Origin of the sequence: Erwinia sp. V90_4, assembly GCF_029967685.1 — a bacterium.
Taxonomy (GTDB): Bacteria; Pseudomonadota; Gammaproteobacteria; order Enterobacterales; family Enterobacteriaceae; genus Erwinia; species Erwinia aphidicola.
In genome coordinates this window covers 40,854-62,326 of the sequence record NZ_JASCAQ010000054.1, presented here as the reverse complement: position 1 = coordinate 62,326, position 21,473 = coordinate 40,854, and the positions used below count along the sequence as shown (strand labels likewise).

General features: G+C 60.3%; 17 protein-coding genes and 1 riboswitch. Of the genes, 8 read left to right on the top strand and 9 right to left on the bottom strand.

Translation table 11 applies throughout. The annotated features are described in order from the left end of the window. Positions 1–84 precede the first annotated feature (84 nt). The 3 genes from QLG07_RS15310 (at position 85) to QLG07_RS15300 (ending at position 3,263) form a co-directional block, all read left to right on the top strand. A complete protein-coding gene (locus QLG07_RS15310; RefSeq protein WP_187499092.1) occupies positions 85–1,056 on the top strand; it encodes a helix-turn-helix domain-containing protein in 972 nt (323 codons plus the stop codon). A gap of 77 nt (positions 1,057–1,133) precedes the next feature. Beyond that, on the top strand, positions 1,134–2,144 hold the full coding sequence (gene gap, locus QLG07_RS15305; protein ID WP_191149434.1) for a type I glyceraldehyde-3-phosphate dehydrogenase: 1,011 nt from the start codon (positions 1,134–1,136) through the stop codon (positions 2,142–2,144). Positions 2,145–2,246: 102 nt separating this feature from the next. Beyond that, a complete protein-coding gene (locus QLG07_RS15300; RefSeq protein WP_282469580.1) occupies positions 2,247–3,263 on the top strand; it encodes a lipoate--protein ligase A in 1,017 nt (338 codons plus the stop codon). A 66-nt stretch (positions 3,264–3,329) separates the two neighbouring features. Here the strand turns inward: QLG07_RS15300 and uca are convergent, their stop codons facing one another. From uca to QLG07_RS15270, 6 genes are all read right to left on the bottom strand, one after another. After that, positions 3,330–6,941, bottom strand: coding sequence for an urea carboxylase (gene uca / locus QLG07_RS15295; RefSeq protein WP_282469579.1), 3,612 nt, complete (start codon positions 6,939–6,941; stop codon positions 3,330–3,332). A gap of 89 nt (positions 6,942–7,030) precedes the next feature. Then, positions 7,031–7,666, bottom strand: coding sequence for an urea amidolyase associated protein UAAP2 (locus QLG07_RS15290; RefSeq protein WP_048917978.1), 636 nt, complete (start codon positions 7,664–7,666; stop codon positions 7,031–7,033). After that, the gene (locus QLG07_RS15285; protein ID WP_282469578.1) at positions 7,666–8,385 is read right to left on the bottom strand and encodes an urea amidolyase associated protein UAAP1; all 720 of its coding nucleotides are present in this window, start codon (positions 8,383–8,385) and stop codon (positions 7,666–7,668) included. Before QLG07_RS15285 ends, QLG07_RS15290 begins: the two co-directional genes overlap by 1 nt. Continuing rightward, positions 8,369–9,187, bottom strand: a complete 819-nt coding sequence (locus QLG07_RS15280; protein WP_282469577.1) for an ABC transporter ATP-binding protein — start codon at positions 9,185–9,187, stop codon at positions 8,369–8,371. The genes QLG07_RS15285 and QLG07_RS15280 overlap by 17 nt, the downstream gene beginning before the upstream one ends. Continuing rightward, positions 9,184–9,999: an ABC transporter permease subunit gene (locus QLG07_RS15275; RefSeq protein WP_099753843.1), complete on the bottom strand. Its 816-nt coding sequence runs from the start codon at positions 9,997–9,999 to the stop codon at positions 9,184–9,186. The genes QLG07_RS15280 and QLG07_RS15275 overlap by 4 nt, the downstream gene beginning before the upstream one ends. Positions 10,000–10,022: 23 nt before the next feature. Further along, positions 10,023–11,081, bottom strand: a complete 1,059-nt coding sequence (locus QLG07_RS15270) for a putative urea ABC transporter substrate-binding protein (RefSeq protein WP_282469576.1) — start codon at positions 11,079–11,081, stop codon at positions 10,023–10,025. A gap of 53 nt (positions 11,082–11,134) precedes the next feature. After that, positions 11,135–11,234: riboswitch (guanidine-I (ykkC/yxkD leader) on the bottom strand. A gap of 360 nt (positions 11,235–11,594) precedes the next feature. On the opposite strand from QLG07_RS15270, the gene QLG07_RS15265 reads away from it, so the two are divergent. The 5 genes from QLG07_RS15265 (at position 11,595) to QLG07_RS15245 (ending at position 17,601) form a co-directional block, all read left to right on the top strand. Then, complete coding sequence (locus QLG07_RS15265; protein WP_282469575.1) at positions 11,595–12,875, top strand: MFS transporter; 1,281 nt, start codon at positions 11,595–11,597, stop codon at positions 12,873–12,875. Between the two features lie 161 nt (positions 12,876–13,036). After that, positions 13,037–14,284 carry an MFS transporter gene (locus QLG07_RS15260; protein ID WP_282469574.1) on the top strand — a complete coding sequence of 416 codons (1,248 nt, stop codon included), beginning with the start codon at positions 13,037–13,039 and terminating at the stop codon, positions 14,282–14,284. A gap of 25 nt (positions 14,285–14,309) precedes the next feature. Next, on the top strand, positions 14,310–15,380 hold the full coding sequence (locus QLG07_RS15255) for a sugar phosphate isomerase/epimerase (protein ID WP_282469573.1): 1,071 nt from the start codon (positions 14,310–14,312) through the stop codon (positions 15,378–15,380). After that, complete coding sequence (locus tag QLG07_RS15250) at positions 15,373–16,524, top strand: Gfo/Idh/MocA family oxidoreductase (RefSeq protein ID WP_282469572.1); 1,152 nt, start codon at positions 15,373–15,375, stop codon at positions 16,522–16,524. The genes QLG07_RS15255 and QLG07_RS15250 overlap by 8 nt, the downstream gene beginning before the upstream one ends. A gap of 99 nt (positions 16,525–16,623) precedes the next feature. After that, positions 16,624–17,601: a LacI family DNA-binding transcriptional regulator gene (locus tag QLG07_RS15245; RefSeq protein ID WP_282469571.1), complete on the top strand. Its 978-nt coding sequence runs from the start codon at positions 16,624–16,626 to the stop codon at positions 17,599–17,601. A 39-nt stretch (positions 17,602–17,640) separates the two neighbouring features. Here the strand turns inward: QLG07_RS15245 and QLG07_RS15240 are convergent, their stop codons facing one another. The 3 genes from QLG07_RS15240 to QLG07_RS15230 form a co-directional block, all read right to left on the bottom strand. Beyond that, positions 17,641–18,501 (bottom strand): sugar phosphate isomerase/epimerase, encoded by an 861-nt coding sequence (locus QLG07_RS15240; RefSeq protein WP_187498450.1) that lies wholly within the window; start codon positions 18,499–18,501, stop codon positions 17,641–17,643. A 369-nt stretch (positions 18,502–18,870) separates the two neighbouring features. Continuing rightward, the gene (locus tag QLG07_RS15235) at positions 18,871–20,058 is read right to left on the bottom strand and encodes a PLP-dependent aminotransferase family protein (RefSeq protein ID WP_282469570.1); all 1,188 of its coding nucleotides are present in this window, start codon (positions 20,056–20,058) and stop codon (positions 18,871–18,873) included. Positions 20,059–20,156: 98 nt separating this feature from the next. Next, entirely contained in the window at positions 20,157–21,464 is a 1,308-nt protein-coding gene (locus tag QLG07_RS15230; RefSeq protein WP_062818537.1) for a cytosine permease, read from the bottom strand. Between the last annotated feature and the right edge of the window lie 9 nt (positions 21,465–21,473).

Below are 21,473 nucleotides of genomic sequence, written 5' to 3'. Positions count from 1 at the left end.
AGGGGCAGACCGCTGTTCTGGTCGGCCCTTAATTTCCCCTACCGCCCCATTGACTTAATCTGTATACATCGTACATTTAACGCCATGCACACTTTCCTGATTATCGTCCCCGATGGGGGCATGCTGTTTGAATCCGCAGGCGTCGCCGACATTCTGATGCAGGCTAACCGCCTGCGCGCGCACGCCGACGCTTTTTATCACATCACCGTGGCCACCACGCAGCCACACCGGGTGATCCACGGCCAGTCCGGGCTGAACCTGCTGGCCGACCAGCGCCTGCTCGATCTCGACCCGGGTGAGCAGCGCGATACCATAATGGTGACCGGGCGCGGATTAACCGAGGAGGAAAATGCCGGGGTAGCTGACTGGCTGCGCCTGGCGGCACCGCACGCCGGGCGCGTGACATCCGTGTGCGGCGGCGCGATGCTGCTGGCGCAGGCGGGCCTGCTGGAAGGACGGCGTGCCACCACCCACTGGCGGCTGATGGAGGCCCTGCAAACCCGCTTCCCGAACGTCAGCGTGCAAAATGGCCCGCTGTACGTGCAGGATGGCACGGTCTGGACCTCCGGCGGGGTCAGCTCTGGTTTTGACCTTACGCTGGCGCTGGTGGAAGACGACCTCGGATTTGACCTGGCGCGCTGCGTAGCGCAGGACCTGGTGATGTATCTGCGCCGCCCCGGCGGCCAGGCCCAGTTCAGCCGCTACCTGCTGAACCAGGCCGCCGATGGCCCGATTGCCGGGCTGCAAAGCTGGATGGCGGCTAACCTGAGTGCAGATCTGTCGGTGCAGAGCCTGGCAGAACGGGTGGCAATGAGCCCGCGCAACTTCACCCGGGTATTTACCCGTGAAACCGCCATCAGCCCGGCAAAGTATGTTGAGGAGCTGCGTTTAAGCGCGGCACGGCAGCGGCTGGAGCAGACCCGCGACGGCGTTGAACAGATTGCCTGCCTGTGTGGCTTTGGCAGCGCGCTCAATTTGCGCCGGGTGATGGAGCGCAATCTGCACGTCACGCCGGGTGAATACCGTCAGCGCTTCGCCATGCGCACAATGGCGTAAATTGATCTAAATTTGTCATTTACGCCATTCAGAAGCCAGTCCAGACTGAACTCATTACTCATAATAAGGAGTTCACCATGGTAAACATCGGTATTAACGGCTTCGGCAGAATCGGACGTAACGTGCTGCGCGCCGCCCTTGGGCGCAGTGATTTTCAGGTAGTGGCGATCAACGATCTCACCGACAGTAAAACCCTTGCCCACCTGCTGAAATATGACTCGCTCTCCGGCACGCTGCCCGTCCCTGTGGAAGCGGGCGACGGCGAACTGTGGGTTGACGGCCAACGTATTCAGGTCTTTTCCCAGCGCGACCCGGCGACCATTCCGTGGAGCAGCGCCGCAGTGGATATCGTGATCGAGGCCACCGGTTTCTTTACCGATAAAGCGCAGGCCGAAGTACATATCACCCACGGCGGCGCCAAACGGGTGATCATCTCTGCCCCGGCAAAAGGCGACGACCTCACTATCGTAATGGGCGTTAACCACCAGCAGTACGATCCGGCGCTGCATAAAGTGGTCAGTAACGGCAGCTGTACCACCAATGGGCTGGCCCCGGCGGCGCAGGTACTGCATCAGCACTTCGGCATTAAGCACGGACTGATGAACACCACGCACGCCTACACGAATAGCCAGGCCCTGCACGACCAGCCAGAGAAAGATCTGCGCGGCGCGCGTGCCGCCGCCGAGTCCATCGTCCCCTATTCCAGCGGCGCGGCGAAGGCGATTGGCAAGGTGATCCCGGAACTTGATGGCCGCATGACCGGCTACTCGCTGCGCGTCCCGGTGCCGGTGGTGTCGATCGTTGACCTGACGGTGAATCTGGATCGTGACGTGACGGTGGAGGAAGTCAATGCCGCATTCCGCCAGGCGGCGGAGTCCGGCCCGCTCAAAGATATTCTCGGCTACAGCGAGGAGCCGCTGGTCTCCAGCGACTATCGCGGCGACGCGCGTTCCTCGGTAATTGATGCCCTCTCAACGCTGGTGATTGGTGGCAACATGGTGAAAATCCTCGCCTGGTACGACAACGAATGGGGCTTCTCTAATCGCCTTGTTGACCTCGCGCTGCTCATGGAACAGCGCGGCCTGTAACCCCATCTGAATCACTAAGAGCATCATAATGATGCTCTTTTTTTTTCTTAAGCTTCATGATGGTATGATGCCTGCGCCGCTGAACACTCCATGGAGTCATTAATGTCCACACTGCGTTTGCTGTTATCCGATTCTTACGATCCCTGGTTTAACCTGGCCGTTGAGGAGTGCATTTTTCGCCAGATGCCCGCCACCCAGCGCGTACTGTTCCTGTGGCGCAATGCCGAAACGGTGGTGATTGGCCGCTCGCAAAATCCGTGGAAGGAGTGCAACACGCGCAGAATGGAAGAGGACAATATTCGCCTGGCGCGGCGCAGCAGCGGCGGTGGCGCGGTGTTTCATGACCTCGGCAACTGCTGCTTTACCTTTATGGCCGGCAAGCCGGAGTACGATAAAAGCGTATCAACGGCGATTATTCTCAAGGCGCTTAACGCGCTGGGGATTCCGGCGGAAGCATCAGGGCGTAATGACCTGGTGGTGAATACCGCCGACGGGCTGCGTAAAATTTCTGGCTCTGCTTATCATGAGACCCACGATCGCGGCTTCCACCACGGCACCATTCTGCTTAATGCTGACCTGTCCCGGCTGGCAGACTACCTCAACCCGGATGTGAAAAAACTGCAGGCCAAGGGCATTACCTCGGTGCGCTCGCGCGTGGCGAACCTGGAAGAGCTGGTGCCCGGGATTAGCTTTGAGCAGATCTGTGGCGCGGTAACGCAGGCATTCTTTAGCCACTTTGCCGGGCAGTGCCAGCCGGAGATTATTTCACCGAGCGCACTGCCCGACCTGCCGGGCTTTAAAGAGCAGTTTGCTAAGCAGAGCAGCTGGCAGTGGAATTTTGGTCAGGCTCCGCACTTCCAGCACCTGCTGGATACGCGTTTTAGCTGGGGCGGCGTGGAGATCCACTTTGACGTTGAGCGCGGCAAGATTAGCCGCTGCCAGATATTTAGCGACAGCCTGAACCCGGCGCCGTTAGAGCAGCTGGCACAGAATTTACACGGCGTGGAGTATCGACCGCAGGCGCTCGGCCAGCAGGTGGCGTTGCTGACAGCGGCGTTTCCCAACCAGCAGACAGAGTTGACACAGCTGCAGGCGTGGCTGGTCAGCAGCGTGCGGTAAATAATGGGGCAGGCATGCCTGCCCCCTACGTAGATCGGTGTAGGGGCGCGGCATGCCGCGCCCGGCTCATCCTATAGCCTCTAACCCTGCCAGCACCACCACGCACTGGCCAGCGCGCACCGCGCAACCGGGCTGGACGCGCACCTCGCTGACAATACCGTCGCAAGGCGCCAGCAGCGGGATCTCCATCTTCATTGCCTCGATAATCACCAGCACGTCGCCCTGCTTCACCGCGTCGCCCGGCTGGAACTTCACCTGCCACAGATTGCCGGCAATCGCGCTCTCTACCGCCTGCTGCCCGGCCTGCAGCGGCTCGTCATCCGGCGCCGCGCTTGCCTCCTCCTGGCTGTCGAAGTGCGCCTGACCGCTGGCGATCCAGCGCTCGCGCTCGGCGTTAAAGGCCGACTGCTGGTGCGTACGAAATGCCTCAATGCCCGCACTTTCGCGCTGTAAAAACTGCTGATAGTCGGCCAGCGCCAGCTCGGTGTGCTCAATGCGCAGCGGATAGCGCCCCAGCGGGAAATCACGACGGATAACCTGCAGCTCGTCGGCGGAGACCGGATAGAACTTTATCTGGTCGAAGAAGCGCAGCAGCCAGGGTTTGCCGTTGAAATCGGCGACCTCACGATAGCGGTTCCACATCTGCAGCGTGCGCCCCACAAACTGATAGCCACCCGGCCCCTCCATGCCATAAACGCACAGATACGCCCCGCCGATCCCCACCGAGTTCTCCGCAGTCCAGGTGCGCGCCGGATTATACTTGGTGGTGACCAGCCGGTGGCGCGGATCGAGCGGCGTAGCGACCGGAGCGCCAAGGTAGACATCGCCCAGCCCCATGACCAGATAGCTGGCGGCAAACACCGTTTTGTAGACCTCATCAATATCCGCCAGGTCGTTGATGCGGCGAATAAACTCAAGGTTACTCGGGCACCAGGGCGCATCGCGGCGCACGGTGGTCATATATTTATCAATCGCCAGCTGGCAGGCGGGGTCATCCCACGACAGCGGCAGGTAAACCACGCGCGACGGCACGCGCAGATCCTGCTGCGCGCATACCGTTTGCCACAGCCGACCGACCGTTGCCAGCAGCTCGCTCAGCGGCAGCGCTTCAGGGCGATAGTGAACCTGCAGCGAGCGGATGCCGGGCGTCAGGTCGATCACTGCCGGATGGTTAATGGCCTCCAGCGCCTGCATTAGCGCATGAGCGCGAAAACGCAGCACCAGGTTCAGCTCCGGCGCGCCAATCTCCAGCAGCAGATGGGTATCACCGCACAGCCGCGCGACCAGCTGCGTATCACCCGTGCCGCACTCCAGCACCACCGGGGAATTCAGCGGCACAGGCTGCCAGACGCAATCCACCGGCGCCAGCGCCTGCAGCTCCGCCTCACGCTCTGCGGCCAGCTGGCGGGCGGTCGCCACGTCCACCGCGACAAACTTCAGGCGATCGCCCGCTTTCAGCTGCCCGACCTGCCAGAGATCGGCCTCAATCACCGTCACCGGGCAGACAAATCCGCCAAGGCTCGGGCCGTCGCGCCCGAGGATCACCGGCATATCCCCGGTGAAATCCACCGCGCCGACCGCATACGGGTTATCGTGGATATTCGAGGGGTGCAGCCCGGCCTCGCCGCCGCTGTCGCGCACCCACTGCGGTTTTGGCCCAATCAGCCGCACCCCGGTGCGGCTGGAGTTGAAATGCACCTGCCACTCGGTGGCGAAAAACGTCTCAATGTAGCCGGCAGTGAAATACTCTGGCGCAGCGTGCGGGCCGTAGATAACCCGCAGCTCGCGCAGCGCTGGCAGATCGCTGCACAGCGCGTCAGGCAGTGCCTCCCCGGCGCGGGCATCGCGCAGTTCGCTCAGATGCAGCACGTCACCCGTACGCAGCGCGCGCCCCGCATGGCCGCCGAACTGCCCGAGGGTAAAGGTGCTTTTACTGCCGAGGTACTCCGGCACGGCGATCCCGCCGCGCAGGCAGAGATAGCTGCGCACGCCGCGGCCAGCGATGGTGCCGAAAGTTAAGGTGCTGCCCGCCGCGATCGCGAAGGTCTGATTCATCGCCAGCGGCTGGCCGTCAAGCGTGAGCGGGATCGCCGCCCCCGTCACCACCGCCACGCTGGCCGTATTGAAGCGCAGCGTCGGGCCGCTCATGGTGATCTCCAGCGCGGCCGCCGTCGGGTCGTTATCCAGCAGGCGGTTGCCCAGGCGTAAAGCGCGGTCGTCCATCGGGCCGGACGGCGGCACGCCCACCGCCCAGTAGCCAAGGCGGCCCGGGAAGTCCTGCACGGTGGTTTGCGTTCCGGCGCTCAGCACCTCAACGGTGGTGGCGCGGTAGTGCAGCTGCTCAAGGCAGCGCGTCCACGGCGAGCCGCTGGTGAACGGCTGCGACGCGAGGATCTGCTGCAGGTACTGGCGGTTAGTCTCAACGCCGTACAGGCGGGTTTCTCCCAGAGCCTGGCTGAGCGCTGCTGTCGCCTGTTCGCGGCTGGCGGCAAAGGCAATAACCTTCGCCAGCAGCGGGTCGAAGAATGGCGGGATCTCACAGCCGGACTCTACCCAGCGGTCAATGCGCAGACGTTTGCCGTCGGCGGGTGGGAAAAACACCTCGGTCAGCAGACCGGGCGACGGTTGAAACTGGCGGCCAGGGTCTTCGGCGTAAACGCGCGCCTGAATCGCATGGCCCTGCGGTGACAGTGTCACGCCAAGCTCTGACAGCGGCGGCAAATCCCCCGCCGCAAGGGCGATCATCCAGCGCACCAGATCCACGCCCCATACCTGTTCGGTGACGCCGTGCTCTACCTGAAGACGGGTATTAACCTCGAGGAAGTAAAACTGTTCGGCGGCGCTGTCGTAGACAAACTCAACGGTTCCGGCGCTGCGGTAGCTGACCGCCTTCGCCAGTTTGATGGCGGCGGCACAAAGCGCATCGGCCATGCCCTCTGGCAGATTGGCTGCCGGCGTCTCTTCAATCACCTTCTGGTTGCGGCGCTGCACCGAGCAGTCGCGCACGCCGAGCGCAATTACCTCGCCCTGGCCGTCACCAAAAATCTGCACCTCAAGGTGGCGGGCGCGCTCGATATACTTCTCGATAAACACGCCCGCATCACTGAAGTTGTTCTGCCCGAGGCGCTTAACCGCTTCAAACGCTTCGCTCAGTTCAGCAGCGCTGTAGCAGACGCGCATGCCGATGCCGCCCCCGCCTGCGGTGCTTTTCAGCATCACCGGATAGCCGACCTGTTCGGCGGCCATCAGCGCAGCGCCAACACTCTCCAGCAGCTCCGTTCCCTCCAGCAGCGGTACCTGATGCTGTTTCGCCAGCGCACGCGCGGTGTGCTTCAGGCCGAAGAGGCGCAGCTGCTGCGGCGTCGGGCCGATAAAGGCGATCCCGGCGGATTCACAGGCTTCGGCGAAGGCGGCGTTTTCGGAGAGAAAACCGTAGCCGGGATGGATAGCGTCTGCCGCGCTGGCGCGTGCCGCCGCAAGGATCTTCTCCACCACCAGATAAGTGTTGGCCGCCGGGCCATCGCCAAGGCTGACCGCTTCATCGGCCTCGCGGATGTGCAGGCTGCTGGCATCGGCTTCGGCAAACACCGCCACGCCGCTGACGTTCATTTCGCGCAGCGAGCGCAGGATCCGGCACGCAATCGCGCCACGGTTAGCAATCAGCAATTTTTTAAACATAGGTCAGACTCACACCAGGGCGGGCCGTCCCGCCAGTCTTCAGGCCGCCCGGGGTCGTCCCCGGGGGAAATCTCAGGATTTTCGGCGGCTCAGTTCCACACCAGCACTTCGGCGGCGGTCGGGTTCCAGCCGTTACACGGGTTGTTAAGCTGCGGACAGTTGGAGATCAGCACAATCACGTCGCATTCGGCGCGCAGCTCAACATATTTCCCGGCGGCAGAGATACCGTCTGCAAAGGTCAGCCCGCCCTCCGGCGTCACCGGCACGTTCATAAAGAAGTTGATGTTGGCGGCGATGTCACGCTTGTGCAGGCGGCCATCGTGGATGCAGGCGCAGAGGAAGTTATCGCGGCAGCTGTGCATGTAGCGCTTATCGGCGTGATAGCGCACGGTATTGCTCTCCTGGGCGCAGGCACCGCCAAGCGTGTCGTGTCGCCCGCAGGTGTCGGCAACAATGGTCAGCAGCGGGTTGCCAAGGTTGGAGTAAAGCACGCTGCCGCTGGTCAGGTAGGCGTTATTCTGGCGGCGCAGCGTGCGCTGGGCGTCATAGCGCTCGCGCGGGTTGGCAGCGCTGTAAAACAGCGTATCAACGGCCTGATTGCCCTCCAGATCGTGCAGGCGCACGGTCTGCCCCTTCTTCACTTCAAACAGATAGGGTTCACCCGCCGGAATGGTGTGGCGCAATACGGCATCGCTGGCCTGCTTAGCGCTGGTAATTAAAGTCATCAGACGGCTCCTGTCACGTTAAAGCGTTCAATATTCTGCAAGGCGCGCAGGTTCTCCGGGCGCGAGGTTTTACAGCCTTCCAGCATCTGTTCATCGTGGGCATCTCGCAGCGCCAGCTGCACCGGGCGCGGCGCATAGTGCGGGTTAGGGTCCATCGGATGCTGCAGCGCGGTGAGCACCACCAGCGTGTTCATCGGGGCGTACAGCTCAACCACGCTGCCCGGCGCGGAGTGGTTCTGATGAAACTGGAAGCTGCCCGCTTCATCAACGCTCACTTTACTGAACAGGTTAAGCACCATCAGCAGGTCTTCCAGCCGCAGGTCCCACTTGCCCAGCTCGACCAGCAGATTATCGCTGCCGTTGCGGTAGAAGCCGTTGCGCAGCTCCTGATAGCGGCCGTCGCCGTATTTCTCTGCCACTTCTGCCGCATTCAGCACGCCGCCAAAGCTGTCGTGCCAGCCGCAGGTATCGGTCACCATGGCCGCCAGCACGCGCCCCATATCTGAGTAGAGGCAGTGCCCGGCGGTCAGTCTGGCGGTGTGCTGCCCTTTCAGCGTATCCGGCAGGTTCAGGCGTTCACTTTTCTCATCGGCATTCAGCAGCATCAGGCTGACGTTGGCGCCGCCTTCAAGATCGGTAAGGCGCAGTAGCTGGCCCTTTTTTATCACCAGTGAGGTGTGGCCGCCGCCGGGTAAGGTCTCTTCATAGAGGTGCGTCATGGGAAATCTCCTGAGTGGATGGGTGGCCGAAAGCCGTTGGGTGCATCAGCACTTCAGCGGGCTGACGGCGCTGCCGCAGTCGGGTTTCGTTCAGCGGCAGGTCATAAGTAATGCGTGCGCCCCAGGCGTTGGGTTCGTGCGGGTCAATGCGCACTTTGTCGAACACCAGCAGGCGCGTGCCGAGGTTAAAGCCCTCCGACAGGTCATGCGTCACCATAAACACCGTCAGCGCGGTTTCCTGCCACAGCTCCAGCAGCAGGCTGTGCATATCCTTACGGATGCCGGGATCGAGTGCGCCAAAAGGCTCATCGAGCAGCAGAATGCGCGGCTGCATGATGAACGCCTGGGCGATCGCCAGCCGCTGCTGCATGCCGCCGGAGAGCTGCGCCGGATATTTCTTTAACGCCTGCCCCAGCCCCACGCGCTCCAGCATCGCGGCCGCCTGCTGGCGCGCCGCCTGTTTACGCCTGCCGAACAGCCGGCCACAGAAGCGCGCAGCGGGCAGTTCCAGCCCGATGGCAACGTTATCCAGCACGTTAAGGTGTGGAAAGACCGAATAGCGCTGAAACACCACGCCGCGGCTGGCGTCCGGTTCCGCAGGCAGGGATTCGCCCTGTAGCGTGATGCTGCCGCGGCTTGGCTTCTCCTGGCCCAGCAGCAGGCGCAGGAAGGTTGATTTACCGCAGCCGGAGGCACCGACCATGGTGCAGAACTCCCCTTCGTTGATGCTCAGGTTGAGGTTCTCCAGCACCACGTGGTTGCCATACTCCTGCCAGATGTTGTTAATGTTGATAAAGCTCATGATTTCTCTCCCTGGGCCCACGGGAAGCACCAGCGGTTAAGGCGGCGCAGGCCAAGGTCCATCAGCCAGGCCAGCAGCGTGATCCAAAACACATAAGGCAGGATCACATCCATCGCCATATAGCGGCGCACGAGGAAAATGCGGTAGCCCAGCCCGGCAGTCGAGGAGATCGCCTCCGCGGAGATCAGGAACAGCCACGCGGAACCCAGCAGCAGGCGCAGCGAGGTCAGCAGCCGGGTCAGCAGCTGTGGCAGCACCACGCGCAGCACCACCGTCCAGCTATTGGCCCCCAGCGTCTGCGCTTTAATCAGGATCTCCTGCGGGATCTCCCGCGCCCGCTGTTCAAGGTCGCGCGCCAGCATCGGCGTAATGCCAATGACGATCAGCATGATTTTCGACAGCTCATCGAGTCCGAAGACGATAAACAGCACCGGCAGGATAGCCAGCGGGGGCACCATCGACAGCACGGTCATAAACGACGACAGCGGCGAGCGCCACATTGGAAACACCCCGGCGGCAATGCCGAAGGCCAGTCCGAGCAGCGAGGCGATGCCCAGCCCCAGCAGCAGGCGGCCAAGACTGACGGCGGTATCCATCCACAGCAGATAGTCGCCGCTGCGCTTGTCCGGGGTGAACGCCATGCGCTGCACCGCGTCGATCATCTGCCCGAGTCCTGGCAGCAGTTTGTCGTGCGGGTTGGCATCCAGCCGCACGGCGGAGCCGATGAAATAGGCGGCGATCGCCAGAATAAACGGCAGCAGCACCAGCATCAGATGCATGCCTCTGTCGGGATGACGATTCATTTGCCGCATGGCGTTGGCTCCTCTGTGTGGGGTTATAGCTTGCCGTCGGCGGCCATCTTCAGAAAGCTGTCGTCAAAGCGCAGTTTGACGTTGCTGCTGTCGCCCTGGGTGACGTTGCCGGGGAAGCGCATGCCGATAAAGTCAGCACTCTGCGCGCCGTCGCCAAGCAGCCCTTTCTCAAATGAGAAGCGGGCCACGCGCTGCATGGTTTTCGCCAGTTCGGCATCGCTAATAAATTTCAGGCTGTCGGCGGGGGTGTAAAACAGGTGGGTGGTTTTCAGCTGCGCCTGGTAGCCTTTCAGATCAGTGCCGGAAGCGGCTGCCATTGCATTCAGGGCATCGCTATCACCCGCTTTCATTTTGCTCATCATCTCGTACCAGGCCCCGGTCAGGGCTTTGCCAAGCGCCGGGTTATCCTTCAGCACGTCACTGTTAACTACCATCATATCGATCAGCTCGCCCGGCACCTGCGAGGACTCAAATACTTCCGTGGTATCCGGCGTGGCTTTGATAGCGTAGAGCTGAGGGTTCCAGGCCACGGCCGCCTGCACGCTGCGGGTGGCAAACGCCGAGACGATATCAGCATCAGAGGTGTTTACCACCGTGACATCTTTCTCGGCCAGGCCCGCTTTCTCCAGCCCGCGCACCAGCAGATAGTGTGATACCGACAGTTCCGGCAGGTAGACCTTCATCCCTTTCAGATCGTTGAGGGTCTTGCCCTTGCCTTTCAGCACGATGCCGTCATTGCCCTCAGAGTAGCTACCGAGGATCAGCGCGGTACTGTCAACGCCCCCGGCGGCAGGAATGGTCAGCGCATCCATGTTGGTCATGGTGCAGCCATCAAACTGCCCGGCGGTGTACTGGTTAATGGATTCGATATAGTCGTTAAGCTGGGTGACGTGGATTTTAATGCCATATTTAGCCGCCCACTTGTCGATGATGCCGGAGGTGGCGATCTGGCCCCACGGCATCCAGCCGGCGTAAATGGTCCAGCAGACGTTGAACTCTTTTTTGGCGGCAGCCTGTGAGGGAATGCTGGCCAGCGCGGTGACGCTGAGAAGGCAAATGCTGAGGATGTGGGAAAGTTTCATTGTAACCTCGGTTTTTGACGGAAAAGGGGCAGCGCGACACCTGTGGTGTTGCTGTCTCCCGGGCTTTTCTCCCGCCGTGTAACCCCAACCGAGGTCGCCAGCTCTCGGACCAGTCATCCACCTGCGTGGACCGGAACCCTAGCCTGCTATTGTGTTCAGTTATCTGTGTAACGCTGCTGCTGCCATTAACTGAGCAAGAGTTGTGCCAGCTTTAAAAGTCCCGGTAATCAGTGAATTTGCGTTTTCGCAGGTTATACGCGTTCCGCATTGGGGCATCATTTTCTGGCAGGCTGCATCAGCGCGGTGCGGGCGTCAGGGACGGGCATGCCCGTCCACTACGAAAAATGAGCGCGGTGCAGGCTTCAGGGACGGGCATGCCCGTCCCCTACGAAAAATGAGCGCGGTGCAGGCGTCAGGACGGGCATGCCCGTCCCCTACCAAAACTCGCTTGCCCGACGGGAAGCGGGTAACTACCCTTGATGTACTCTGTTTTCCCGGAAGGTAAAAATAACAATGACAAAGCCTGAGCAGTTAAGAAAGAAAGCGCTGGTGGCGGGCGCGGTGGGTAACTTTATTGAGTGGTATGAGTTTGCCGTGTACGGCTTTCTGGCCACGGTGATTGCGCAGAACTTCTTTACGCTTCAGGGCGAATCGGCGATGACGGGTATCATCCTGACCTGGGCTTCTTTTGCCGTTGCCTTCTTCTTCCGTCCGCTCGGGGCGATTATCTTTGGCCGCATCGGCGACAGAATCGGCCGCAAGCCGACGCTGGTTGCGGTGTTGATCCTGATGACGCTGGCGACCACCGCGATCGGTTTCGTGCCGGTTTATGCCTCGATTGGCGTCGCCGCCCCGCTGCTGCTGACCCTGTTACGCATCCTTCAGGGGCTGTTCGCCGGCGGCGAGTACGGCGGCGCCGTCTCCCTGATGACGGAGTTTGCCCCTAAGGGCAAGCGCGGGCTGTATGGCGCGTGGCAATCCCTGACCGTGGCGTTTGGCCTGCTGGCGGGTGCGGCGGTGGTCGCCACGCTCTCTGCCGTAATGAGCCCGGAGTCACTGCATGCCTGGGGCTGGCGCATCCCCTTTATCAGCGCGCTGCCGATGGGGCTGGTCGCACTCTGGCTGCGTATGCAGCTGGAAGAGACGCCGACCTTTAGCAATACGCAGCGTGCAGCCAACCCACCCACGGCAGCGCGCAGCGGGCTGGTGCTGAGCGTCATTCTGCTGGGTATCGGCCGCGTTATGGTGTGGTCGGCGGCGGGTTATACCTACCTGGTGGTGATGCCCACCTACCTGCAGTCGGTGCTGCATACCGGGCTGAATCAGGCGCTGGTTATCGCGGTGCTGTCGAATATCGGCTTCGCCCTCACCATCCTGCCTGCCGGCATACTCAGCGACCGCATCGGCCGCAAACCGGTGATGATTGCGGCCAGCGTGCTGCTGCTGGTGTGCGCGTGGCCGCTACTGAAGGTATTGCAGATGCCGGATATTGGCCTGCTGGTGAAATGCCTGATCGTGCTGTTTGCCGGGGCGATGGTCGGCATGCTTGCCGGTCCCGGGCCTGCCATGCTGGCGGAAATGTTCCCCACCCACGTACGCTATACCGGGCTGGGGCTGGCTTACTCCCTCTCCAATGCGCTGTTTTCCGGCTGTGCAGGCCTGATTATCAGCGGGCTGATTAAGCAGACCGGCAACAACGATATCCCGGCTTACTATGTGATTGTGACTGCGGCCATCAGCATTCTGGCGCTGATGAGCCTGCGGCGCGACGATCATCTGCGTTCGCTGGAGTAATACTTCCCTTAAGCGGGCGGCCTTCTGCAAGGTCGCCCCGCTGCTGATTGATTGTGACTCATCTCCCACTTCACGCTAAGATGCAGGAAAATGGAAAAGTAATCGATTACATTCCCTGTGACATTAAACTGTAATCGATTACTTTATGAAGGGGTCTGACGATGGTTTCTTCCGTTGAGAGTACAACTGATGCGGCGACAAAGCATGTGATGCTGGTGCCGCGCCTGGCGCTGATGATGTTCCTGCAGTTCTTTATCTGGGGTACCTGGTCAGTGACGCTGGGGCTGGTGATGACGCAGCACAACCTTGGGACAATTATCGGCGATGCGTTCTCCGCCGGGCCGATTGCCTCGATCCTTTCGCCTTTCGTGCTGGGTATGATTGTCGACCGCTTCTTCCCGTCGCAGAAAGTCGCCGCGCTGCTGCATCTGCTGGGTGCCGGGATTTTATGGTTTGTGCCGCAGGCGCTGCTGAGTGAGAACGGCTCACAGCTGATCGTACTGCTGTTCGCCTATACGCTGTGCTATATGCCCACGCTGGCGCTGACCAATAACATCGCCTTTCATAGCCTGAGCAACAGCGAGAAGAGTTTCCCGCTGGTGCGCGTATTTGGCACTATCGGCTGGATCGTCGCCGGGATCTGCATCGGCGTCAGCGGCATTGCAGCAAGCACTGCGATCTTCCCGCTGGCGGCGATCTGCTCGCTGGTGCTGGCCGCCTACAGCCTGACGCTGCCGCATACCCCTGCCCCGGCCAAAGGCCAGCCTTTCCGCGTGCGTGACCTGTTCTGTGCCGACGCCTTTAGCCTGCTGAAGCAGAGCCACTTCCTGATCTTCGCCGTCTGCGCCACCCTGATTTCGATACCGCTCGGCACCTATTACGCTTTCACCGCCTCGTTCCTCGCCGACGTTGGCATCCAGGACGTCAGCAGCGCGATGTCGTTCGGTCAGATGTCGGAAATCTTCTTTATGCTGATTATCCCGCTGCTGTTTCGTCGCCTGGGCGTCAAGTACATGCTGCTGATCGGCATGCTGGCGTGGTTCGTGCGCTATATGCTGTTTGCTTACGGCGTCAGCGAAGATGCACGCACGCTGCTCTATATCGGCATTCTGCTGCACGGCGTGTGCTACGACTTCTTCTTTGTTATCGGCTTTATCTATACCGACCGCGTGGCGGGTGCTCAGGTCAAAGGTCAGGCGCAGAGCCTGATTGTGATGTTTACCTACGGCATCGGCATGCTGCTAGGCTCGCAGATTTCCGGCGCGCTCTACAACAGACTGTTCAGCGCCGACGGCACGCATACGCTGGAGAACTGGACCACCTTCTGGACTATCCCTGCCGTTGCCGCGCTGGTGATTGCGGTGATTTTCCTGTTCTCGTTCAAATATAAAGATGAATCACAGCAGTAATTTATTAATCCTTCAGGAGAGTGCAATGAAAACATTAAAAGGCCCGGGTTTGTTTCTGTCGCAGTTTATCGGGCAGGAAGCGCCATTTAATACGCTTGATAACCTGGCAGAATGGGCAGCCGGATTAGGTTTCAAGGCGTTGCAGATCCCCTGTAACCACCCGCATATTTTCGATGTGGCGCAGGCCGCGACCAGCCAGGCCTACTGTGACGAAATCCGTCAACGGCTGGCGGCGCACGGGCTGACGATCAGCGAGCTTTCCACTCACCTGGAAGGCCAGCTGATCGCCGTCCACCCGGCGTACGACCAGGCGTTTAACGATTTTGCGCCGCCGTCGGTGCGCCATGACAGCACGGCGCGCCAGCAGTGGGCAACCGGGGTGCTGATGCAGGCAGCGCAGGCCTCGGCCCGGCTCGGGCTGAGCGCCCATGCCACCTTCTCCGGCGCGCTGGCGTGGCCCTACTTCTACCCGTGGCCGCCGCGCAAGGCGGAGCTGATCGATACGGCCTTCAGCGAGCTGGCGGCGCGCTGGAAACCGATCCTCGACTGCTTCGATCGCTACGGCGTCGACGTCTGCTATGAGCTGCACCCGTCGGAGGATCTGCACGACGGCATCAGCTTCGAGCGCTTCCTCGCGGCGGTCGATCATCACCCCCGCTGCAATATTCTGTTCGACCCCAGCCATATGCTGCTGCAGCAGATGGACTATCTGGCGTTTATCGATATTTATCACGCACGAATTAAAGCGTTTCACGTTAAGGATGCCGAATTTCACCGCTCCGGCCGCAGCGGTGTGTATGGCGGTTACCAGACGTGGATCGAGCGTGCCGGGCGCTTCCGCTCACCCGGCGACGGCCAGATCGATTTCAACGGCATTTTCAGCAAGCTGGCGCAGTATGACTACGACGGCTGGGCGGTGCTGGAGTGGGAGTGCTGCCTGAAAGATGCCGCCAGCGGCGCCCGCGAAGGTGCGCAGTTTATCGCCCGCAACATTATTCCGGTCGCCGACCGCGCGTTTGACGATTTCGCCGCCACCGGCGAGGAGAGCAGCACCCTCCGCGCCATGCTGGGTCTTGGGGAGAAACGCGATGATTAAGGTTGGCATTATCGGCTCCGGCTTTATCGGCCCTGCACATCTGGAAGCGATTCGCCGCCTCGGTTTCGTCGAAGTGGTGGCGCTGTGCGACAGCTCACAGCAGGCCGCAGAAGAGAAGGCGCGCCAGTATCACGTCCCCCATGCCTACAGCGATGTGGCCAGCCTGCTGGCGCATCCGGGGCTGGAGGTGGTGCATAACTGCACGCCGAACCATCTGCATGCGGCGATCAACAAGCAGATCCTGCTGGCGGGCAAGCACGTGTTTTCCGAGAAGCCGCTGTGCATGACGGCGGCAGAAGCCCGTGAACTGCTGGCGCTGGCGCAGCAGGCCGGTGTGGTGCATGCGGTCAGCTTTGTTTACCGCCAGTTTGCCATGGTGCAGCAGGCCGCCAGCATGATTCGCCAGCAGCAGGCCGGGCGAATTTTTGCCGTCCACGGCGGCTATTTGCAGGACTGGATGCTGTACGACACCGACTTTAACTGGCGCATTGATCCGCAACAGGGCGGCGTGTCGCGCACCGTGGCGGATATCGGTTCTCACTGGTGCGACACCCTGCAATTTGTCACCGGGCGGCGCATCAGCGCGGTACTGGCGGATTTCTCGATAGTGCATGCGCAGCGCAAGACCAGCCGGGGTGCGCAGAACACCTTCTCCGCCGGGGAAGGCGTGGCGGAGTATGATGCGATCCCGGTGCAGACCGAAGATTTCGCCTCGGTGCTGCTGCGCTTCGATGACGGCAGTAAAGGCAGCATGACGGTATCGCAGGTCAGCGCCGGGCGTAAAAATCGCCTGTCGTTTGAGATTAATGCCAGCAAAATGTCGCTCGGCTGGGATCAGGAAGTCCCGCAGCAGCTGTGGATTGGCCGTCGCGACGGACCGAACCAGCAGCTCTCCGACGATCCTGGCCTGCTGAACCCTGAAGTTGCCGGCTCGGCTCACTTTCCCGGCGGCCATATCGAGGGCTGGCCGGACGCCTTTAAAAATATGATGCACAATTTCTACCTTTTTATCGCGGCAGGCAAAAAGCCGGGAGTCGATGCGGCGAACTTTGCCACCTTCCACGAGGGGGCCAACATCATGCAGATTGTGGAGGCGATGGTGCAAAGCCACCAGCAGCAGCGCTGGATTAACGTGACACTGTAACATGAGGCGGCCACTAAGATGGCCGCCAGCACGTTGGATTCTGCCGCTTAACGAACTGTGTTACCCTGTTTTCACTACAACTGCAGGGATAGTCACCGGATGTCGATCCAGAAAATTGCGCGCCTTGCCGGGGTATCGGTCGCCACCGTTTCCCGCGTGCTGAACAACCTCGGTTCCGTAAAGCCGGAAAACCGCGAACGCGTGCTGAACGCAATCAAAGAGAGTAACTACCAGCCCAACCTGCTCGCCCGCCAGCTGCGCACCGCGCGTAGCAATATGCTGCTGGTGATGGTGTCGAATATCGCCAATCCGTTCTGCGCCGACGTAGTGAAAGGCATTGAAGCCGAGGCGGAGAAAAATGGCTACCGCATCCTGCTGTGCAACTCCGGTTCCGATATCCAGCGCTCACGTTCCAGCCTGGCGCTGCTCTCCGGCAAAATGGTTGACGGCGTCATCACCATGGATGCCCTCTCCGCGCTGGCCGAGCTGAAAACCCTGATTGGCGATGCGCCGTGGGTGCAGTGCGCCGAATATGACGAAGCCTCAAGCGTTTCAACCGTGGGTATTGATGACCGCGAGGCCTCGCGCTTTGTTGCCGGACAGTTTGCCACGGCGGGCCGCCAGCGTATGGCGATGATCAACCACGACCTCACCTATAAATACGCTAAACAGCGCGAGCAGGGTTTTTGCGATCTGCTGAGCGAGCGCGGCATGCCAGTGCAGGTTGAGTACGCCAGCGAGCTGAGCTATCAGGGCGGCATTGACGCCATGAACTGCCTGCTGGCGCAGTCGCCGCGCCCGGACGCGGTGTTTGCCGTATCGGATACGCTGGCCGCGGGTGCGATCCGCGCGCTGAGCGAAGCCGGCGTGAAGGTGCCGGAAGAGGTGGCGGTGATTGGCTTTGACGGCAGCGAGCTGGGCCAGATGACCTCGCCACAGCTTTCGACCATCGAGCAGCCCTCGCGGGCAATTGGTCGCGAAGCGGTGACGCTGCTACTGAAGCGCATCAATGACGCCAGCAGTCCGGCCGAGAAAACCGTGCTGCAGTGGAAGTTTGTGGCGCGTACGTCGTCGTGATCGCCAGCGGGTCGGGGAATGCCCGACCCGCTGGCAGGTTTATTTTTCCAACGGGCTTAACTGCCCAACAAGATACTTATTTGCTGCCACAATAATCGACTGTGGATCTTTCGGCAGATCGTGCTCGACAATAAACCAGCGGGTATTGGCCTTCACTGCCGCAGGCAGCACCTCGTTCCACGCCAGCAATCCGCTGCCCGCCGGCGCAAAATTCATCTCATCGTTACGCACACCGATACCCGCATTATCCTTGGCGTGAATGGCATAGACGCGGCCGTGATATTTGTTCAGTAGCCGAGCCGGGTCCTGTCCGCCGCGCTGTACCCATGCCACGTCCAGCTCCATTTTCAGGTTCTGTGGCGCGCTGTTATCAAACAGGATCTCCAACGCAGTTTTACCTTTAAAGGTCTTCATTTCAAAATCGTGATTGTGATAGGCCAACTCCATGCCCTGCTTGCGCACCTGCTCGCCGATACTGTTCAGCTCGTGCGCCAGCTTTCTCCACCCTTCTCCACTGTTCGGGCGGTCCGGCAATTGCAGATACGGCATCACCAGCACCTTATTTCCAACCGCCTTATTAAAGGCGACGACCGCCGCCAGATTGCTGCGCAGATCGGCCAGCTGGACGTGATCCGAGGTGACGCTGAGCTGATATTTTTTCAGCAATGCTTTCAACTGCGTGGCGCTGACCTCCTGCGTCCCCACCAGCTCAACCGCACTGAAGCCGCTGTTACGCGCGACGGCAAACTGCTGCTCCAGAGTGCCAACGTTTCTCAGGGTGTACATCTGCAGTGCAAGGTGTGCTTTCGCCGTGGCTTGATCCGCCTGTGCACTACCGACGGCGCTCAGCGACAGTACGCTGAACAACAGTGATGAAGTGACTGCTTTTACCAGTGCCATTAGGGTTCCTTATCGAATTGTCAGAGATAACGAGAATTGCGAAAATTCAGCATGTAATCGATTACTTTTTAAATTAAACGAAATGTAATCGATTACTCATGCTAGCGACCGTTATACACATCGAGCAAGTAACCGGCACTATAAGGAGGAAGTTAATGGTGTTTTTTTGAATCGGATCACACTGCAGTTTGAGGATTGGGACGTCTCGTGGCAGGGATGCCGCGTATCGAGGCCCGCAGGGAGCCTCTATCGCCTTTACGGCGTGAGCAGGTTTAGCTCAGGCCGTTTACCAAACATTTAGAGATGGCAGCCATTTCAGGGGATCCCTCAACGGGCGCCTGCTATAAAAACCCCCCTCTCCGGTAGCGGTTAAAGATGCTGTTTCAGCACCTTTCCGAGGGTCGCAATCCCTTTAACTATGTTCTCGTCGCTGTGCGTCGAGTAGCTGAAGCGGGCGAAGTTATGGCGCTGCAGCGTGGGGAAGAAACTCCCGCCCGGCACATAGGCGACTTTCGCCTCGGGTATCGCATGGTGCAGCATAAACTGCGCGGCATCGATCCCTTGCGGGAACTCCAGCCAGGTAAACAGGCCACCGTCGGGGTTGGTGAAGCTGATGGACTGCGGAAAGTGCGCCTTGATCGCCGCCAGCATGGTCTCTTTCTTACGCAGATAGCGTGATTTGATGGTCTGGATATGCTGGTCGATGTCATGACGCTCCAGATACAGCGACACCGCCGCCATATTCAGCGTGCTGCACTGCGTGTCGGCGGCCAGCTTCAGCAGGCCGAGCTTCTCGGTGATCTCTTTCGATGCCACCGACCAGCCCAGGCGCAGGCCCGGTGCCAGAATTTTCGAGAAGCTGCCGAAATAGATTACCCGCCCTTCCGTATCCATACTTTTCAGCGTGGCGACTTTCTCGCCCTGATAGCGCACTTCACGGTACGGCGAATCCTCAAGGATAATAAAGTCGTACTGATTAGCGAGCGCGATCAGATGGCGGCGACGCGCCAGCGACAGCGTGATACCGGTCGGATTATGGAAATCCGGTACGGTATAAATGAATTTGATACGCTTACCGGCCTGCAGCTCGGCTTCCAGCACCTCCGTCATCATGCCCTGTTCGTCCATCGGCACGGCCAGATACTCAGGCTGGCAAGTGTTGAAGGCCAGCAGCGCACCCAGGAAGGTCGGCGCTTCGGTGGCAACGATATCGCCCGGGTTCAGCAGCAGGCGCGCCGCCAGGTCCAGCCCCTGCTGGCTCCCCTGTAAAATCAGCACATTGTCGTCGCTGCAGGCAATACCTTCGCGCGCCATGCGGGCGGCGATCTGCTCGCGCAGCTTAGGCATACCGGTCGAGTGAGTGTACTGCAGGGAAGCTTCACCCGGGCCGGAGAGCAGCTCGGCGTAGATATCCTGCAACGCCTGCGCCGGAAACAGGCTGGAGTCCGGGTAACCACCGCCAAAGGAAATAATGGAAGGGTCGGCCCCTAACTGTAATAACTGTCTGATTGCTGAAGGCTTGACCAGCTCCATTCTGTCGGCGTAACGCGTGCTCATTAAGTATTCCCTGCGATGTTTTTTATTGGAAATCCACGTTATGAGAGTGAGTAAGTTATGTCAATAAAGGGCCGGGCAAAAAAACTCGGCCCCTGCCGCTATGCCTGGATGACGACCTTTTTATCCGCCGTGCGCGCCATTCCGATCTTCATCAACACCAGATAGCCGACCGCACCCGCCACCAGCCCGATCGTCGCTTCGCCAAACTGCGGAAACCAGATATGCGCAGCCACCGCACACAGGCTGCCGAACGCCCAGCCGGCAAAGGCGCTGCCGCGAATACGCTGAGTTTTACGCTGGCCGCTGAGGCGCGACATAAAGATCAGGTCAACAATCATCACCGCACCAAATGGCGGCACCACCACGCCGAGCAGACTGAGCCACTCCAGGAAGTAGTGCCACACTCCGGCCAGCGCCAGCGCACCGCCCGCCGCACCGAGGATCAGGGTCCAGATGCGCATTTTGCTGCTGAAGATATGGCTAAAGGCCACCGCGCCGTTGTACAGGCAGTGGGTACACACCGAGCCAAGGTTGATAAAGACAAACAGGCAGGCCACGGTACTGAGCAGCACGCCGTGCCCCATCAGCAGCGGCAGGAAGTTGCCGCCGTTGTTGAGCGGATCCACCGCTGCGCCCAGCGCCACAATCACCACGCCGAACAGGTAGGAGATGCCATTGGCCAGTGGAAACGCGGAGAACGCGGCAAATACGGCGGATCTGCCGTTTTTCGACCAGCGGGTAAAGTCTGCCGTCATGGTGCCGGAGTCGGCAAAACCGGCCACAACCATCGTCACGGCGGTACCCAGCGTCATGCCGCCCGCTACGCTGGCGCTGCCTTTAAACTCAGTGACAGTGCTGAAGTCATGATTTTCTGACACCAGCCACAGCGCCACCAGCCCGAGCACCACATACAGCGGCGCAGCGATGATGCCCAGCACTGACAGCGCGCGCACGCCGAGGAAGGTGATGGCGGTATAAAGCACCATGGCAAACGCCGTTACTGCCAGCGCATTCCAGCCAAAGGTCTGGTTGATCACCAGCCCGGTTAGCCCGGTCTGGAAGGCGTACCAGCCGATCACCACGATGGAGAGAAACCCGGACACCAGAATATAGCCCTGGGTACCGAAAGTCCGTTTTGCCTGCAGCGCAAAGTTCATTCCGCTATTGCCGGCAAACCAGCTCAGCGCACCGACATAGGCAAACAGCACCAGGTTGCCGAGCAGGATAGCGATAATTGCCGGCCAGAAACCGAGGTGCCAGGTAATGATGCCGCCGAACAGCGCGTTGGTGAGGATCATCGGGAAGCCAAACCACACCGCCGAGACGGAGCGCGTAGAGTGACGATGGCTGAGCGGAACCGGCTGGTGCTCAAATTCCTGATGCAGACTGTCTGATGATTTTTTCACGGGTGTTCC

What these genes read in the sequence shown, in the direction of transcription:
- QLG07_RS15285 (WP_282469578.1), bottom strand. Translation starts at nt 8,385, where the DNA reads ATGACGCACCTCTATGAAGAGACCTTACCCGGCGGCGGCCACACCTCA.
- QLG07_RS15245 (WP_282469571.1), top strand. Translation starts at nt 16,624, where the DNA reads ATGTCGATCCAGAAAATTGCGCGCCTTGCCGGGGTATCGGTCGCCACC.
- QLG07_RS15275 (WP_099753843.1), bottom strand. Translation starts at nt 9,999, where the DNA reads ATGCGGCAAATGAATCGTCATCCCGACAGAGGCATGCATCTGATGCTG.
- QLG07_RS15280 (WP_282469577.1), bottom strand. Translation starts at nt 9,187, where the DNA reads ATGAGCTTTATCAACATTAACAACATCTGGCAGGAGTATGGCAACCAC.
- QLG07_RS15300 (WP_282469580.1), top strand. Translation starts at nt 2,247, where the DNA reads ATGTCCACACTGCGTTTGCTGTTATCCGATTCTTACGATCCCTGGTTT.
- QLG07_RS15260 (WP_282469574.1), top strand. Translation starts at nt 13,037, where the DNA reads ATGGTTTCTTCCGTTGAGAGTACAACTGATGCGGCGACAAAGCATGTG.
- QLG07_RS15250 (WP_282469572.1), top strand. Translation starts at nt 15,373, where the DNA reads ATGATTAAGGTTGGCATTATCGGCTCCGGCTTTATCGGCCCTGCACAT.
- QLG07_RS15255 (WP_282469573.1), top strand. Translation starts at nt 14,310, where the DNA reads ATGAAAACATTAAAAGGCCCGGGTTTGTTTCTGTCGCAGTTTATCGGG.
- gap (WP_191149434.1), top strand. Translation starts at nt 1,134, where the DNA reads ATGGTAAACATCGGTATTAACGGCTTCGGCAGAATCGGACGTAACGTG.
- QLG07_RS15240 (WP_187498450.1), bottom strand. Translation starts at nt 18,501, where the DNA reads ATGGCACTGGTAAAAGCAGTCACTTCATCACTGTTGTTCAGCGTACTG.
- QLG07_RS15265 (WP_282469575.1), top strand. Translation starts at nt 11,595, where the DNA reads ATGACAAAGCCTGAGCAGTTAAGAAAGAAAGCGCTGGTGGCGGGCGCG.
- uca (WP_282469579.1), bottom strand. Translation starts at nt 6,941, where the DNA reads ATGTTTAAAAAATTGCTGATTGCTAACCGTGGCGCGATTGCGTGCCGG.
- QLG07_RS15235 (WP_282469570.1), bottom strand. Translation starts at nt 20,058, where the DNA reads ATGAGCACGCGTTACGCCGACAGAATGGAGCTGGTCAAGCCTTCAGCA.
- QLG07_RS15270 (WP_282469576.1), bottom strand. Translation starts at nt 11,081, where the DNA reads ATGAAACTTTCCCACATCCTCAGCATTTGCCTTCTCAGCGTCACCGCG.
- QLG07_RS15290 (WP_048917978.1), bottom strand. Translation starts at nt 7,666, where the DNA reads ATGACTTTAATTACCAGCGCTAAGCAGGCCAGCGATGCCGTATTGCGC.
- QLG07_RS15310 (WP_187499092.1), top strand. Translation starts at nt 85, where the DNA reads ATGCACACTTTCCTGATTATCGTCCCCGATGGGGGCATGCTGTTTGAA.